At 70.7% G+C, this 15,312-nt stretch carries 14 protein-coding genes; all 14 read right to left on the bottom strand.

The window, feature by feature from the left end:
• Positions 1–5: 5 nt before the first annotated feature.
• The gene (asnB, locus tag HWX62_RS18845; protein ID WP_175931788.1) at positions 6–1,973 is read right to left on the bottom strand and encodes an asparagine synthase (glutamine-hydrolyzing); all 1,968 of its coding nucleotides are present in this window, start codon (positions 1,971–1,973) and stop codon (positions 6–8) included.
• 264 nt (positions 1,974–2,237) lie between these two features.
• On the bottom strand, positions 2,238–3,272 hold the full coding sequence (locus HWX62_RS18840; RefSeq protein ID WP_175931787.1) for an EscU/YscU/HrcU family type III secretion system export apparatus switch protein: 1,035 nt from the start codon (positions 3,270–3,272) through the stop codon (positions 2,238–2,240).
• A 16-nt stretch (positions 3,273–3,288) separates the two neighbouring features.
• On the bottom strand, positions 3,289–4,098 hold the full coding sequence (gene sctT / locus HWX62_RS18835) for a type III secretion system export apparatus subunit SctT (RefSeq protein WP_175931786.1): 810 nt from the start codon (positions 4,096–4,098) through the stop codon (positions 3,289–3,291).
• Complete coding sequence (locus HWX62_RS18830; RefSeq protein WP_175931785.1) at positions 4,092–4,760, bottom strand: hypothetical protein; 669 nt, start codon at positions 4,758–4,760, stop codon at positions 4,092–4,094. The genes sctT and HWX62_RS18830 overlap by 7 nt, the downstream gene beginning before the upstream one ends.
• Positions 4,753–6,129, bottom strand: coding sequence for a type III secretion system ATPase SctN (sctN, locus tag HWX62_RS18825; RefSeq protein ID WP_175931784.1), 1,377 nt, complete (start codon positions 6,127–6,129; stop codon positions 4,753–4,755). Before sctN ends, HWX62_RS18830 begins: the two co-directional genes overlap by 8 nt.
• Positions 6,126–6,755: a type III secretion system stator protein SctL gene (gene sctL / locus HWX62_RS18820; protein WP_175931783.1), complete on the bottom strand. Its 630-nt coding sequence runs from the start codon at positions 6,753–6,755 to the stop codon at positions 6,126–6,128. The genes sctN and sctL overlap by 4 nt, the downstream gene beginning before the upstream one ends.
• Complete coding sequence (locus HWX62_RS18815) at positions 6,737–7,495, bottom strand: SctK family type III secretion system sorting platform protein (RefSeq protein ID WP_175931782.1); 759 nt, start codon at positions 7,493–7,495, stop codon at positions 6,737–6,739. The genes sctL and HWX62_RS18815 overlap by 19 nt, the downstream gene beginning before the upstream one ends.
• On the bottom strand, positions 7,492–8,373 hold the full coding sequence (sctJ, locus tag HWX62_RS18810; protein WP_175931781.1) for a type III secretion inner membrane ring lipoprotein SctJ: 882 nt from the start codon (positions 8,371–8,373) through the stop codon (positions 7,492–7,494). Before sctJ ends, HWX62_RS18815 begins: the two co-directional genes overlap by 4 nt.
• A gap of 53 nt (positions 8,374–8,426) precedes the next feature.
• Complete coding sequence (locus HWX62_RS18805) at positions 8,427–8,903, bottom strand: hypothetical protein (protein WP_175931780.1); 477 nt, start codon at positions 8,901–8,903, stop codon at positions 8,427–8,429.
• Positions 8,904–9,027: 124 nt separating this feature from the next.
• On the bottom strand, positions 9,028–9,237 hold the full coding sequence (locus HWX62_RS18800) for a hypothetical protein (protein ID WP_006486267.1): 210 nt from the start codon (positions 9,235–9,237) through the stop codon (positions 9,028–9,030).
• Positions 9,238–9,377: 140 nt separating this feature from the next.
• Entirely contained in the window at positions 9,378–10,721 is a 1,344-nt protein-coding gene (gene sctD / locus HWX62_RS18795) for a type III secretion system inner membrane ring subunit SctD (RefSeq protein ID WP_175931779.1), read from the bottom strand.
• Complete coding sequence (sctC, locus tag HWX62_RS18790; protein ID WP_175931778.1) at positions 10,702–12,756, bottom strand: type III secretion system outer membrane ring subunit SctC; 2,055 nt, start codon at positions 12,754–12,756, stop codon at positions 10,702–10,704. Before sctC ends, sctD begins: the two co-directional genes overlap by 20 nt.
• Positions 12,756–13,034, bottom strand: coding sequence for a type III secretion system export apparatus subunit SctS (sctS, locus tag HWX62_RS18785; RefSeq protein WP_006480854.1), 279 nt, complete (start codon positions 13,032–13,034; stop codon positions 12,756–12,758). Before sctS ends, sctC begins: the two co-directional genes overlap by 1 nt.
• The gene (gene sctV, locus HWX62_RS18780; RefSeq protein ID WP_175931777.1) at positions 13,031–15,238 is read right to left on the bottom strand and encodes a type III secretion system export apparatus subunit SctV; all 2,208 of its coding nucleotides are present in this window, start codon (positions 15,236–15,238) and stop codon (positions 13,031–13,033) included. Before sctV ends, sctS begins: the two co-directional genes overlap by 4 nt.
• Between the last annotated feature and the right edge of the window lie 74 nt (positions 15,239–15,312).

The following is a 15,312-nucleotide window of genomic DNA, read 5'->3' as shown; positions in this document are numbered from 1 at the left end:
CGGCGTCACGCCGTCCGCTGATGTTCCAGCCACGCCTGGAACATCAGCACCGTCCACAGCTGGTGCTGCCAGTTCATCCGGCCCGTCTGGTGCTGGCGCCACAGCCGCTCGACCGCCGCCGCGTCGAAGAAGCCCTCCTCGCGCAAGCGCGACGGCCGCAGCAACGCGTCGGCCCAGTCGCGCAGCGCGCCGCGCAGCCAGTGGTCGACGGGCGCGCAGAAACCCTGCTTCGGCCGGTCGATCAGCGCGGACGGCACGTACCGGTCGAGCAGCCGGCGCAGCAGCGCCTTCGACTGCCCTTCCGGCAAGCGCACCGCCGCCGGCACGCGCCACGCGAATTCGACGACGTGATGATCGAGGAACGGCATGCGCGTCTCGAGGCTCACGGCCATCGCCGCGCGATCGACCTTCGCGAGGATGTCGGTCGGCAGGTACGTGAGCGTGTCGATCGCCATCGCCTGCTCGGCGAAGCTCAGATTCGCGGGCCACGCGGACACCGTGTCGAGCGGCGTCGGCGGCTCCTGCCCCGACAGCGCGATGCGCTCCGGATGATGGACCGACGACATCAGCAGCCGGTACAGCCCGATGCGGCTCTCGGCCGTCATCACATGGCCGAGCTTGTGCAGGCGATCGCCGATGCGCGTCGTGGATTCGCGTGCCTCCACGCCGCCGAACGCCCCCTGCGCGACGGCCGCGAGCTGGTCGGCGTGATCGGGCCGCAACGCATGCAACGCGGCCGCGATCCGCGCGCGCACCGCCGCCGGCACGCGATGCAGCTTGCGCCACAGGCGCGGCGTGAGGAAGTAGCGCGTGTAGCCGCCGAACAGCTCGTCGCCGCCGTCGCCGGACAGGCTCACCTTCACGTGCCGGCGCGTCAGTTCGGCGACGAGAAAGGTCGGGATCTGCGACGCATCGGAGAACGGCTCGTCGTAGATCGTCGGCAGCTTCGGCACGACGCCGAGCGCATGGTCGGCCGTCACGTAAAGCTCGGTATGACGCGTGCCGAGATGACGCGCGACGGCCTTCGCGTAACCGGCTTCGTCGTAGCCGGCCTCGTGGAAGCCGATCGTGAACGTGTCGACCGGCGTCGCCGATTGCGCCTGCATCAGCGCGACGATCGTCGACGAATCGATGCCGCCCGACAGGAACGCGCCGAGCGGCACGTCGGCCTCCATCTGCCGCGCGACGGCCTGGCGCAGGATCGCGTCGAGCTGGCCGACGGCTTCGTCGGGGCTGCCCTCGAACGGCTGCGCGCGGCCCGCCTCGATCGCCTGCTCGAGCGTCCAGTAGGCCCGCACGCGCGGCGTGTCGCGCGCATGTTCGAACTGGATGTACGTGCCGGGCGGCAGCTTGCGGATGCCGCGGTAGATCGTGTAAGGCGCGGGCACGCTCGACTGGCGCAGGTACAGGCACAGCGCGTCGCGGTCGATCGTGCCGTCGAAGCCCGGATAGCCGCGCAGCGCCTTCAGCTCGGACGCGAACACGAGCGCGTCGCCGATCCGGCCGTAGTAGAGCGGCTTCTCGCCGATCCGGTCGCGTGCGAGCGTCAGTACCCGCGACGCGCGGTTCCACAGCGCGAACGCGAACATGCCGGTCGCGCGGCGCAAGGTGGCCTCGACGCCCCACGCGACGATCGCCGCGACCAGCACCTCGCTGTCGGAGTGGCCGCGCCACGCCGGTGCGCGCCCCGCGCGCTCGAGCTCCGCGCGCAGTTCGCGATGGTTGTAGATTTCGCCATTGAAGACGAGGACGTAGCGTCCGCACGCGGAAGCCATCGGCTGCCGGCCGTGCACCGACAGGTCGACGATCGCGAGCCGCCGATGGCCGAGCGCGATGCCGGCTTCCGGGTCGACCCAGATGCCCTGCCCGTCCGGCCCGCGATGCGCGAGGCTCGCCGTCATTCGCGCGAGGGTGCCGCGCGCTGTCTCCTCATCGAAGGCGACGCTATTCAGAAAGCCGTCGATTCCGCACATTGATTTGTCCGCCCTGTTGACCTGTTCCGTCACGCACCGCGCCACCTCGCGGCCGCCGTCGGGCGTGACGGTCGAGCCATATTACGAAGAAATAAATCAGCAATAATTCACCAGTGAATGTTGGCGAGGGCCGGAAAAAATTGAACGTCAAGCGCCGCGTGCACATGGCCGTGTCACGGGGCCATATCGAATCCGGCTCGATGGCCGGCCAGCAGGGCGAACAAAAAAGGGCCGCATGCCGGCGCGACGCCGCCGCACCACGCGTCATCGAGCGGTGCCGGTCGCCCATTTCAGCAACTGCGCGACCTCGCGGAAATGCTGCGGCTGGATCGTGCCATTCTCGGGCGTCGTCTCGTACAGCGCCTGCGCGAGCCCGACGTTCGCGAGTGTCGGGCGCAGCGCGTCGCGGGCGAGCCGCACGATCCGCTCGGCCGCGTCGCCCTCGCCGCGCGCGAGCACCCACGGCAGCGAGCCCATCCCGCCGTAGTAGAGCGCGACCGCGACGCGCGGCGAATAGACGACCACCGATGCATAGCCGATCCGGTCGGGCAGCGACGCGAACTGCACTTCGCGCGCGAGCTGGCGGCGCTTCGCCTGGATGTGCGGATCGCCTTCGTCCTCCTTGTGCTCGCGCCGCACTTCGTCGATCGACATCTTCATCTTCTGGTTGAACGTGTGCCGCTGGTGCACGATGTCGATCAGCGCCATCACGATGTAGATCAGCGCGGCCCAGCCGAACAGCAGCATCAGCAGCTTCACGATCAGCGCGAGGATCGAGACCGGCCGCGTGAAGCCGGACTGCACGGACGGATCGAGCGACTCGACGATCAGCCAGCCGAGCGTCGCGACGAGCAGCACCGTCTTCAGCAGCATCTTCGCGAGGTTGACGAGGTTGTGCAGCGACCACAGGTTCTTCAGCCCCTCGGCGGGGTTGAGCCGCGACAACTGCGGCACGAGGCGGCTCCAGGCCATCACGCCGCCCACCTGCACGAAGCCCGCGAGCAGCCCCGCCAGCAACCCGGCCGCGACGATCTGCGCGGACACCGTCGCCCAGTCGCGAGCGGCGCCGTCGATCAGCACCGCGAGCCGCGCGGACGGATCGGCCGCGCCGACCGCGTCGAACACGAGCCGGAACAGCGCCTGCAATCGCGCGAACAGCGAACCGATGCCCACCGCGAGCGCCACGCACACGCCGACGAAGAACGCCGACGACACCGTTTCCGCGCTCTTCGGCACCTCGCCTTTCTCGCGCGCCTCGCGCAGGCGCTTCGCGGTCGGCTTCTGGTCCTTTTCGGCCATCGCGGCTCCGGCGCGCTCAGCCGCCGCCGTGCGCGGCGAACAGCGCGCGCAGCAGCGCCATCAGTCCGCTGTCGGGGCTCAGCAGCGCATGCAGCGACGCGTACACCACCGGCAGGAACAAAATCATCATCAGCATCGCGAGCGCGCTCTTCAGCGGCTGCGAGAACACGAAGATGTTGAGCTGCGGCACCGCGCGGCCGACCAGGCCGATGCCGAGCTCGACCAGCACCAGCACGATCGTGACCGGCGCGGCGAGCTTCACCATCCATTCGAAGATCGTGTCGGTCTGCCGCACGATGAAGGTCTGCAGCATCGACGAGAAATCGGGGCCGAGCGAGCCGATCGGCCACCACGCATACGACTGCGCGAACAGTTGCACGAGCACCTGCAAGCCGCCCGCGGTGACGAACAGCGCGATCGCGACGAAATTCAGGAATCCCGAAGTCGGGCCGCCCTCGTGCCCGCCCATCGGATCGAAGAACGCGGCGCTGCCGCTGCCGGTCTGGAAGTCGATCAGGTAGCCGACGCCCTGGATCGCGAACAGCACCGCGCTGAATGCCCCCGCGAGCAGCATGCCGACCATCGCCTCCTTCGCGACGAGCAGGCACCACATCAGGAACGGCAGCGCGGCGACCTGCGCGGCATCGATCGTCGGCGCGACGAACGCGGCGATCACGACCGCGATCCCGTTGCGCACGAGGCCCGTGACGATCTGCTCGTTGAACACCGGCACGACGAACATGACCGGCAACAGGCGCGGCATCACGTAGAGCAGCGGCCGCAGCATGCCCGCGACGTCGTTGAAACCCGCGGCCTGGTCTAGCATCGGCGCTCCGCGGCGGCAGGCGGGACGGGATCGTCCGGCACGTCGGACGGAGCGGTGTCATCGGCGATGTCGGCGCCCGTTTCCGCTTCGGCCATGGCCGCATCGAACACGGCGGCGGCCTCCGGCGGCGCGGGCGCATGCCCCGACGCGTCGCCGGCTCCGGCCACCCAGGTGCCGCCCGTCGCGAAGCGCCGCACCGCGTAGCCGTCCGCGACGTCGTCGGCATCGCGCTCGACCCGCGCGGTGCGTGCGTGCAGCGCCTTCTCGCCGGCCTTCTCCAGCTTGTCCTCCGCGGCCTTCGCCTTGCGCGCGGCGCGCTGCAGGTCGGCGAGCGTCGCTTCGTGGCCGCGGTGCACGTGCGCGGCCTCGCTCACCGACGCATGCGCGGTGCCGATATGCCGGTCGAACGTGCGCGTGTCGGCCGCCGCATTCTGCAATGCACGCGCTTCGCGCACGTCGTCGGCGAGGCGCGCCTGGATCGCCGCCTTCGCGGCGACCTGCTGCGCGAGCTGCGCCTGCGCGGCCGCGAGCGCGCGCCGGCTCTGCGCGGCGATGCCCTGCTGGCGCGCGGCCGCGACGCGCGCGATCTGGCTGCGCATCTCGCGCACGCGCTTCAGGCGGGCAAGCGTCGCGAGCACGAGACGGTCGTCGGCTTCAGACATGATCGTTCGCCAGTTTCGTCAGCTTCGCGAGCAGCGCGTCGAAGCGCACGTCCTCGTCCGCCCCCTGCGCGCAGAACGCGCCGATCGCGTCGCGCGCGCGCAGCGCGAGATCGCCGAGCCGGTCGCTGCCTTCGCGATACTCGCCGATCTGCACGAGCAGCTCGATCTCCTGGTACTTCGCGATCAGCTCGCGCACGCGCGCGGCCGCATGCTGGTGCGCGCGCCCCGCGACGAGCGGCATCACGCGCGACAGGCTCGCGAGCACGTCGATCGCCGGATAGCGGTTCGCGAGCGCGATCTTGCGCGACAGCACGATATGGCCGTCGAGGATCGAGCGCACTTCCTCGGCGATCGGATCCGATTCCTCGTCGCCTTCGACAAGCACCGTGTACAGCGCGGTGATCGAGCCGGTCGCGCCCTGCCCCGCGCGTTCGAGCAGGCGCGGCAGCACCGCGAACGTCGACGGCGGAAAGCTGCGCCGCGTCGGCGGCTCGCCGCTCGCGAGGCCGACCTCGCGCTGCGCGCGGGCGAACCGCGTCAGCGAATCGACCAGCAGCAGCACGCGCTTGCCCGCATCGCGGAAGTGCTCGGCGATCGCGGTCGCGACCAGCGCGGATTTCACGCGCTCCATCGCGGGGCGATCGGACGTCGACACGACGACGATCGAACGCGCGCGCACCTCGGGCGACAGGCTGTGCTCGATGAACTCGCGCACCTCGCGACCGCGTTCGCCGACCAGCGCGATCACGTTCACGTCGGCCTGCGCGCCGCGCGCGATCATCCCGAGCAGCGTGCTCTTGCCGACGCCCGACGGCGCGAAGATGCCGACGCGCTGCCCGACGCCGAGCGTCATCAGGCCGTCGATCACGCGCACGCCGGTCGGAAACGGCGTGTCGATCATCCTGCGCGCGAGCGGGTTCGGCGGGTCCTGCTGCGTCGACACCCACGCGGCGCCCGCGACCGGCCCGCGATCGTCGAGCGGCCGGCCGAGCCCGTCGAGCACGCGGCCGAACAGCCCCTCGCCGACCGGGAACACGTGCTCGCGCCCGGACGGCACGACGGTCGTCTCCGGCGACAACCCGGCCACGTCGCCGAGCGGCGTGAGCAGCGTCGTCTGCCGCGAGAAGCCGACCACTTCGGCGAGCAGCGTCGGCTGGTTCGGCGTGCGCAGCTCGCAGATCTCGCCGAGCCGCGCGCGGATGCCCGTCGCATTCAGGATCTGCCCGACCGCGTGATTGACGCGGCCCTGCACCGATACCGGCGAGAAGAATGCGAGCCCCGCGTCGAGCTCGCCGACGAGGCGGCCGCGGTCGAACGGCGCGCCGTCGTCGTCGCCGAACGGTGGCGGATCGTCGAGCGGCGCGTTCATCGCGCGGCGCCCTTCAGCGCGTCGCGGCGGATCGCCTGGCGCAACGCGTCGATCTGCAGGTCGAGGCTCGCGTCGATGCGCCCGGACGGTGTCTCGACCGTGCACGCGTGGCGTTCGAGCTGCGCGTCCTCGACGATGCGGATCTTCTGCCGGTTCGACTGCCCCGCGAACGCGCCGTCGAGCGCGTCGCGCATCTCGTCCTTGCGGCCGGGCGCGACCCGCACGATCAGGAACGCCTCGTCGCGCACGAGCGGCGCGATCCGCGCGAGCGCGGCCTCGTACAGCTTCTGCGTGCTCATCTCGCCGACGATCGCGCGCACGGCCTTCACGACGATATCGGCCATCGCGTCCTTCATCGTCTCCATCGTGCGCGTGGCCGCGAGCGCCTGCGTGTAGGCCTGCGCGGCCTGCTCGCGCTGCGCGCGGCGCATGCCTTCGTCGTAGCCGGCCGCCTGGCGCTTGTCGAATTCGCGCTGCGCGTCGGCGACGATGCGCGCCGCTTCCTCGTGCGCGGTCGCGATCACATCGGACGCGTCGAGCAGCGCCGCGTATTCGCGCTCCTTGAGCACCTTGCGCTCCGACAGCAGCTGCAGGTTGTCGCTCGTGATCAGAAAAGCCAGTCCCATGACGCAAGCCTCTCGGGAATCAGAAACAGGAACATCAGTTCGCCGAACTGATCGCGTTGCGCGCGGTTCAGCCAGTACGGCGCCTCGTCGTCGATCGCGCGGTTGAATTTCAGGCGCACGCGCCGCGCGACCGCGTCGCCGGCCACGCCGATGAAATCCGCGAGCAGCCGGCCGCCGCGCGCGCGGATCACGACCGGCAGCGCGGCCGGATCGGCGCGCCACGGTTCGAGCGTCTCGGCCAGCGCGCCGAATTCCGGCGCGCGTTCGAGCGCGAGTTCGAGCGCATCGCCGCCCAGTCGCGCCGCGACTTCCGCGCGGATGCGCCGCCCGGCCAGCGCGTCGCGCAGCCAGGCGCGATGCAGCAGCAGCCCCGCATACGCGGCCAGTTGCTCGAGCGCCGCGCCCGGCAGCAGCGCGAGCCGCGCGCACGGGTTCGCCGCGTCGAAATCGTGCCGGTCGGCCACGCCGTTCACGGCGAGCAGGTGCCGCGCGAGCAGCTTGCGGCCGGCCGCGCCGAATGCGTCCGGCGAACGGTAGCGCGCGGGCCACTCCGCCGGCACGCGCGTCACGTGCAGATAGCGGTCGGGCCGCAGGTTGAAGTCGCAGACGAGCGCATGGAACGCCGCAGCCCGCGCGGCGGGCGGCGGCGCCAGCGGCTGCAGCCACGGCAGCAGCACCGCGTCGGATGCGGCGGCGCCATCGTAAGGCTCGCCCGGCGGCAGCGCGTGCGGATCGCTCATGCGCCGTCGCGCGCGCCGTCCGGCGCACGCAGCCCGCCGCCCGCCTGCTGTGCGGCCGTGCCGCCGTTCGCGCCGCGCGGTGCACCGAGCAGGCCCGCGAGCCGCGCGCCGAACATCCCGCGCCGGGCCGCCGACAGCGCGATCACCGCGCAGGTCAGCAGGATCAGCGCGAACACGAGCCAACCGAGCGGCGAGCGCAGCCGCAGGACGTCCGACACCGCGCTGCCGATGCCGTCCACGCGCGCCGGGCTCGCGGCGGCCGGCTGCAGGAACAGCGACACGTTGTCGTACTGCAGCCCTTCGATGCTGTGCGCGACGAGATCCTTGACCATCGGCGCCATCGCGCGCAGGTCGACGCCCGGCCGGTAGCGGATGTACACCGCCGCCGACGACGGCTTGATCTTGTCCGCGAGCGGATCGTTCTCCGGAATCACGACCTGCACGCGCGCGACCACCACGCCTTCGATGTCCTGCAGCGTGCGCGACAGATCCTGCGACACGCCGTACAGGTAGCGCACGCGCTCCTCGGCCGGCGTCGACACGAGGCCCTGCTTCTGGAACAGCTCGCCGAGGCTCGCATAGCTCGGCTTCGGCAGCCCGTTCGCGTGCAGCACCGTGAGTGCCGCCTGCATGTCGCCGTCCGCGACGCTCACGAGCCACGCGTTGCGGTCCGACGTGTCGCGCGCATCGTTGTCCTTCGACGCGCTGATGCCCGCGTCGCCGAGCACCGCGATCATCTGGTTCGCGTCGCGCTCCGACAGCCCCGAGTACAGCTCCTTCTGGCACCCGGCCAACAGCACGAGCAGCCCCGCGAGCAGCGCGCGCGCCGCCCGGCTGCGCCACGCATGCGTGCGCGGCGTCGAATCGATCGTCGTCATCGTTTGTCCGCTTCAGGGCGCGCGGCCGTTGCAGGCACACGCACCGGCTTTCGTCACTCCTGCGTCTTCAGCACCGTGTGCGTGAAGCCGTTCGCCGCCTGCGCAACCGACAGGCTCAACTGGTATTCCGAAATCGTGGTGGTTGCCGTCCACTGGAAATCCATCGCCTTCACCATCGTCATCAGCGGATCGCTGCGGCTGTCCGCCATCGACGTCAGCATCTCGCTGCGATGCTTGTCGATGTTCGCGTACCGCGCGTCGAGATCGTTGCCGTAGGTGCGCAACCGCTCGACGAGCGACGACTGGTTCGCCTGCGCGGGCGTCATCTGCACGGCCGGCGCCGCATCCGCCGGCGCGCGCGACATCGCGACACCCGACGCGGACGGCCCGGCGGCCGGCGACGCGCCCGGCTGCATCAGCGCATCGAACTGGCGCACCTGCGCCGGATCGGACGTCGCGCCCGTTTGCTGCGCGGCACTCGCGAGCGCGGCCGCGCCCGGCGGCGCCGCGCCTACGCCTGTTACCGACATGATCGTGTCCTCCTTGTCCGGCAGGGCCGGGAACGGGCCGGCCGGCACGCACACACGCCACGCCGGGCGCCCGTCACGGGCGGCCCCGGCACGCGGCGTCGCGCGGCACGGCCGGCGACCGGCGTCACGCGCGGCCGGCGGAACTCAGGTGTTGCGCGACCTGGGCGTTCGCCGTCCCCTCCTGCGCGGTCACTGCGTTGCTGGTTTCGAACGTCGCAGTCGATTGCTGAACCTGGAAGTTGATCTTCGTCAGTTCGAGCTGCGTCTTGGTCAGGTCGTCCGCCTGCTGCTGGACTTGCTTCGTGTCGGTTGCGCTACCGGTGGGGGCAGTCATGTTTCGCTCCTTTACGTGACGTTCACTTGCGTTGCCGGCGGCGGCCCCATGCCCCGCCGATGACGTGACGCGCCGCCTGCCGGCGGCGTGTCGCGTGATGCGCGCATCGCGAGTCGCGCTGCGCCTGATTCGTCGCGACGCTAATGCGCCGCCTCCTTCGTCGATACACCGGCCGCCGGCTCGCCCGGCAACAGCGTCGGCCCCGGCACCGGCTGCGCGACGCCCGCCGCCGCGCCGCTCGCGAGCGGCGCCACGGGCGGCGCCGGCGCCTGCTCGGGCGCATGCGCCGGCGGGCCGCCGAGCGGCATCGTGATGCGCTGGCCGTTGCGCTCGAACACCACTTCGTCCGGGCCGATCGACACGACGGTCGCGCCCTCCTTCAACCGCGCGCCCTCGAAATAGCGGCTGCCGTCGGCGGTCTCGATGTAGCGCTGGTCGCCGTCGCCGGCGAACACGGTCGTGATCTCCGGAATGCCCGCCGTGCCGCCGAGCGTCGTCGCCGTGCGCGGCGTGCCCGCATCGGCATCGCGCACGTGATCGACCACCTCGAGCGCCGGGCGCGCGTCCTTCATGTAGTTGCGAATGCGCGGCTCGATCTGCGCGCGCGCGGCGGCGCCCGTCAGCTCGATGCGGCCGCGGCCGAGATACGTGACCGTCAGCGCCGTGTCGCTGAAATAAGTCTGCGCGGTCGCGACCAGATCGCTGACCACGTAGAGGTTGCCGAGCGCCGCGTTGTCGACGCCCGCGACGATCTGCGCGACGCGTTCGCGCGCGGCCGGGTCGCTCACGTAGCCGGACACGATCACGCCGTCGTCGCGCGGCGCGACCGCCAGCTCCGGATACGCGTGCAGCAACTGCTGCAGCCGGTGCGTGCGCGCGAGCACCGATTCGTGCTGCCACGGCAGCCGCCCCGACCACGCGACGAAGCCGTAGCCGAGCGCGCCGAGCAGCACGCCGACCCACAGCGCGACCAGCGCGATCACGAGCCGCCGGCTGCCGAGGCGGCGCAGGCCGCCCGTGAGCCAGCCGAGCCACGCGGCCTCGCGCGCGGCGTCCGGCGCACCGGTTTCGTCGGGCACCGCGACGCTCGCCTGCGCATGCCGCGCGATGCCGAACCGGATCGAGCCGACCGTCACGACGTCGTTCGGCGTCAGCGAGCGGCGGCCGGTACCGAGCGGCTCGTCGTTGAACAGCACCGGCGCGCCGGCGTCGCCGCCGTGGTTCTGCACCGTCACCGCGAGCGCGCCGACCTGCAGGCACACCTGTTTCGCGCCGATCTCGCGATCGGGCAGGATCACTTCGCAGTCGGCCGCCGTGCCGACCCAGTTCGCGCCGCGCGCGAGCGACATCGTGCGGCCGTACATCGGCCCGCTCAGGAAGCACAGGTTCCACGGCGACGCGAGCGCGGCCGAGCCGGCCCCCGCGCCTGCCGCGCCGCCGGGCAATGCGCCGTCGCCGTGCGGATCAATGATGCTCGTCGACATGCGTGACCACTCCTGCGGTCGTCGCCGCCGGCTGCGACGCCGCGCCCACGGGCGGCGGCAACGCGGGTGGACCGAACTTCGTGCCGGGCAGCGGCTTCGGCGTCAGCGGCACCGTGACGTCGTTGTCCGGCGGCCGATACATCGACATCCCCTCCTGGTTCGCCGGGCCGTCGACGCCCGGGTTCACGGGCGAGCCGTCCGGCGCATACATCGACGCGTTCGTCACGACGCGCGGCGTCAGCAGGTAGAACCGCTCCATGTGGTTGCCCGACTTGTCGGTGTACTTGAACAGGTTGCCGATCAGCGGAATGTCGGACAGCCAGGGCACGCCGCTCTTGTTCAGCCGCACCTCGTCGTCGTTGAAACCGGCGATCAGCAGGCTCTTGCCTTCGTCGATCATCGTCTTGGTGACGATGTTGCGCTGCTGGATCACCGGCACGTTCGACACGGCCTGCCCGGGCACGATGTTGCCGTCCTGGATGTCGATCGACATCATCACGCTCTGTGGGTTGCGAACGGCTACCGCGGACACGGCCGCCGCGTTGCGGATCGCCTCGTCGACGATCATCGGCGTCACCTTGATGCTGGTGCCGGTCGTCACGCTGTACAGCGACGAATCCTGATAGCCCGGCACCTGCACGTAGAACTGCGTGAGGTTCTCGAGGATCGCCTCGGTGTTGTCGAGCGCGAGCACCTTCGGCTTCGATCGCAGTTGCGCCTGCCCCTTCTGCGCGAGCGCGTTCACGCGCGTGAGCAGGTAGTTGCGCAGCGACCCGCCGATCGACGCGGTCAGCGCGATGCCGGTCGGCATGAAGGTGCCCGTCTGCCCGGTTTCCGACGTGCCGATGCCGAACGTCAGCGGCGGGTTGCCGACGCCGTTGTACTGCGTGTTGCCGTTCAGCGGGTTCTGGCCGTTGCCGATCTGCACGTCGCCGTGCGTCGTGTGCAGGCGCCAGTCGATCCCGAGGCTGTCGAGCGAATCCTCGTTGATGTCGATGATCGTCACGTTGATCTCGATGATGCGCGGCCGCTCGTCGAGCTGGTTGATCAGCGACTGGTAGCGGTACATGTTCTCCGGCAGGTCGCGCACGATCACCGCGTTGATCGCCGGATCGGCGACGATCTGCGGCAGCGTGTCGCCGCCGCCCGCGTTCGAGAACGGCGAGAAACCGCCGCCCGTGCCGCCGTCCGCACCGCCATAGCCGCCCTGCCGCGGGCCGCCCGAGATATCGGGGAAGTCGAGCCGCGGCACCGCGATCGTCAGCCCCGAGCCGAGCTTCACCTGGCGCGCGGCCTGCCCGAGCGGCGTGCTCGACGGCGCGGCGGCCGTGTCGCCGGTCTTGCCGAACAGCCGGCGCAGGATCGTCGCGACGCCCGGCACCGTCACTTCCTTGCCCGAGCGGTTGATCGTGAAGTCCGACGCCCAGCCGTATTTGAGCCGGAACGCGCGGATGTCCGCATGCGCGCCGTTCGCCGCGGGATCGCCGACCGAGCCGACCGCCTGCCGCACGAGTTCGACGTAGCGGCGCGGGCCGGCCACGTACACGCTGTTCGCGCGATCGTTGATCACCAGCGTGTAGCGCTTGTCCGGAATCTGCATCGCCTGCAGCGCGCGGCCGATTTCGCCCGATGCATTCGGCGGGATCGGGATCATCTGCGTCTGCGACTGGTCGGCCGGATCGACGTACAGGAACGAGCCGTCGTAGTACCACGTGAGCCCGTAGGTCGAGCAGATCGTGTCGAGCGTCTGCTGCGGCGTGCCGGAGAAGCGGCCGCTGATCACGCCGTCGACCTTCGGGTCGACCACCGCCGTCACGCCCTGCGACGACGCGAGCTCGCGGATGAAGTCGCCGATCTTCTTGCCGTTCGCGACGATCGTGAACGGCTTGTTGCGCCAGCGCAGGTCCGCGGCGCGCGCGGGCTGCGCGGGCGCCATGCACAGCGACGCCGTGAGCAGCGCGGTGGCGCACACGGCAAGCGCGGCCCGTTGCAGGCTGCGCGGTTGAAACCGGATCGAGGCGACGCGTCGACGCATCAAAGGACTCCTGTGGAAGAAACGAACATGCGTTCCAGCGCCTGCTGCGCGAAGCGCAGCACTTCGCCGCCGAGCCAGCCCGACAGCAATACGAGCGCGACCATCACGGCGATCAAGCGCACCGCGATGCCGATGTTGGCGTCCTGCACCTGCGTGACGGCCTGCAGGATCGCGACGACGAGGCCCGTCACGGTCGCGATCAGCACGATCGGCAGCGACAGCAGCAGCACGAGCATCAGCGCCTGGCGCGTCAGGTCGAGGATCGTCGAGCTCGTCATTGCATCGCTCCCGGCGCGCGCACCTCGGCGCCCGCGCCGACCGTGCCGTCGTCCGGCGGGTTCTTTACCCAGCCGACCGTATGCAACTGCACGTCCTCCTCGACTTCCTGGTACGACAGCACCGCGAGGTCGGGCAGCACCGGCTGCAGGATCGTCTTCACGTAGCGGCGCGCGCCGAGCGCGACCATCACCGCGAGCCGCGCGGCGCCGGGCGCATTGCCGTGGCCGCCGGAGCCGGCCGCCTGCGCGGCCTGCACGATCGCGCGCACCTGTTCGCCGATGTCCTGCTTGACCGCGCTCGACAGCGCGAGGAAATTGCCCTGCTTCGTGCGCATCACCGCGCTCTCGATCCGCTCCTGCAGGTTCTGCTCGAACAGCACGACGCGCAGCTGGCGCGCCGTGCCCGCGTGGCGGTCGGTGATCATCCGCCGCAAGTCGACGCGCACGAGCTCGACCAGCGCGATCACGTCGTCGGGCTCGTTCGGCGCCCATGTGATCAGGCTCTCGAAGATCACGCGCAAGTTGCGGATCGGCACCTGTTCGGCGAGCAGCCGGCGCAGCACTTCGGTCACGCGCTGCAGCGGCACGAGCCGCGTCAGTTCGCCGACGAGCTCCGGGTGATCGCGGCGCACCAGATGCACGAGCGCCTGCGTCTCCTGGATGCCGAGCAATTCGTCCGCATGCTGGCGCACGATCTGCTCGACGTGCGCGGCGAGCGCGCTCTCGCTCGACAGCCACTTGCCGTCCGGCGCCGCGCCGTCGGGCTTGATCCACAGCGCGGTCGCGAACGGGCCGAACGGCTCGGCCGGCTGGCGCTCCGCGCGCTCGGGCAGCGGCGCGACGCCGTCCCACAGCAGCCAGCCCGGCTTCAGCGCGCCCTGCGCGGCGAGCACATCCTGCAGATAGATCCGGTACGTGCCGGCCGGCGCGCCCTCGTCGTCGTTCAGCGTGATGCGCGGAAACACCGTGCCGATGTCCGCGTCGACGCGCGCCTTCGCGCTCGACAGCGCCGCCTGCAGTTGCGCGAGATTCAGGCTCGTGCGCAGGTCGTCGGACAGCGACACCGCGATCAGCGACGTGACGCCCGCCGCATGCGACACCTTCGCGGGCTGGCCGTCGTCGGCCGCGCCGACGCGCCCCGCGACATGAATCAGGTTGAAGCTCGGCGCGGACGTCTTGCGCTTCAACTGCGAGAACGCAAAGGCGCCGAGGCCGAGCGCGATCAGCGCGAACGACCATTTCGGAAAGCCGGGCACGACGAGAAAACCGGTCAGCACGAACGCCGCGATCAGCAGCGCGCGCGGGTGCGCGCCCAGTTGCTCGCCGAGCTGTTCGCCGAGCTGGCGTTGCCGCGCATCGCGCGTCGCGACGCGCGTCGTCACGATGCCGGCCGCGATCGACACGAGCAGCGACGGAATCTGCGACGCCATCCCGTCGCCGACCGTCAGGATCGCGTAACGCTGCAGCGCTTCGCCGATGTCCATCCCGTGCATCAGCGTGCCCACCGCGATCCCGGCGACGATGTTGATGAACGCGATCACGAGGCCCGCGATCGCGTCGCCCTTCACGAACTTCATCGCGCCGTCCATCGCGCCGTGCATCTGCGATTCCTGCTCGAGCTTCTCGCGCCGCTCGCGCGCCTCGTCGGCGCTGATGATGCCCGCACGCAGGTCCGCGTCGATGCTCATCTGCTTGCCCGGCATCGCGTCGAGCGAAAAGCGCGCGCCGACTTCGGCCACCCGCTCCGACCCTTTCGCGATCACGATGAACTGCACGACCGCGATCACGAGGAACACCACGCCGCCCACCACCACGTTGTTGCCGACCACCAGCCGCCCGAACGCGTCGATCACGTGGCCGGCGTTCGCATGCAGCAGGATCAGCTTGCACGACGCGATGTTCAGCGCGAGCCGGAACAGCGTCGTAAACAGCAGCAGCGCGGGGAACGACGAGAAGCTGACCGCCGACGGCACGTAGGTCGACACCGTCAGCAGCACGACGCTCGCCGCGAGATTCAGCGAGATCATCCCGTCCAGCGCCGCCTGCGGCAGCGGCAGGATGAACAACGCGACGACCGCGACGATGAAGGTCGCGAGAAACAGGTCGGCGCGCGGCGACGCGCCCCCGAGGCGCCGTCCGGACACGCCGCGGCCGGCGGTAAACAACCGCTGCCAGTCGCGGGGGAGCGCCTTCGGTTCAGCCATCGTGCCGTCGTCCTGTCGTTATCGCCGGCTCGCACGGGCAACCCTTCCCCGTGCTGCGCGGACCGTTGAATGCG

This window comes from Burkholderia sp. BCC0506 (genome assembly GCF_902833145.1).
GTDB lineage: Bacteria > Pseudomonadota > Gammaproteobacteria > Burkholderiales > Burkholderiaceae > Burkholderia.
This window is presented reverse-complemented; position numbering and strand designations above follow the sequence as displayed.

Coding starts and splice junctions, on each gene's coding strand:
- asnB (WP_175931788.1), bottom strand. CDS start 1,973: ATGTGCGGAATCGACGGCTTTCTGAATAGCGTCGCCTTCGATGAGGAG.
- HWX62_RS18840 (WP_175931787.1), bottom strand. CDS start 3,272: ATGGCCGAAAAGGACCAGAAGCCGACCGCGAAGCGCCTGCGCGAGGCG.
- sctT (WP_175931786.1), bottom strand. CDS start 4,098: ATGCTAGACCAGGCCGCGGGTTTCAACGACGTCGCGGGCATGCTGCGG.
- HWX62_RS18830 (WP_175931785.1), bottom strand. CDS start 4,760: ATGTCTGAAGCCGACGACCGTCTCGTGCTCGCGACGCTTGCCCGCCTG.
- sctN (WP_175931784.1), bottom strand. CDS start 6,129: ATGAACGCGCCGCTCGACGATCCGCCACCGTTCGGCGACGACGACGGC.
- sctL (WP_175931783.1), bottom strand. CDS start 6,755: ATGGGACTGGCTTTTCTGATCACGAGCGACAACCTGCAGCTGCTGTCG.
- HWX62_RS18815 (WP_175931782.1), bottom strand. CDS start 7,495: ATGAGCGATCCGCACGCGCTGCCGCCGGGCGAGCCTTACGATGGCGCC.
- sctJ (WP_175931781.1), bottom strand. CDS start 8,373: ATGACGACGATCGATTCGACGCCGCGCACGCATGCGTGGCGCAGCCGG.
- HWX62_RS18805 (WP_175931780.1), bottom strand. CDS start 8,903: ATGTCGGTAACAGGCGTAGGCGCGGCGCCGCCGGGCGCGGCCGCGCTC.
- HWX62_RS18800 (WP_006486267.1), bottom strand. CDS start 9,237: ATGACTGCCCCCACCGGTAGCGCAACCGACACGAAGCAAGTCCAGCAG.
- sctD (WP_175931779.1), bottom strand. CDS start 10,721: ATGTCGACGAGCATCATTGATCCGCACGGCGACGGCGCATTGCCCGGC.
- sctC (WP_175931778.1), bottom strand. CDS start 12,756: ATGCGTCGACGCGTCGCCTCGATCCGGTTTCAACCGCGCAGCCTGCAA.
- sctS (WP_006480854.1), bottom strand. CDS start 13,034: ATGACGAGCTCGACGATCCTCGACCTGACGCGCCAGGCGCTGATGCTC.
- sctV (WP_175931777.1), bottom strand. CDS start 15,238: ATGGCTGAACCGAAGGCGCTCCCCCGCGACTGGCAGCGGTTGTTTACC.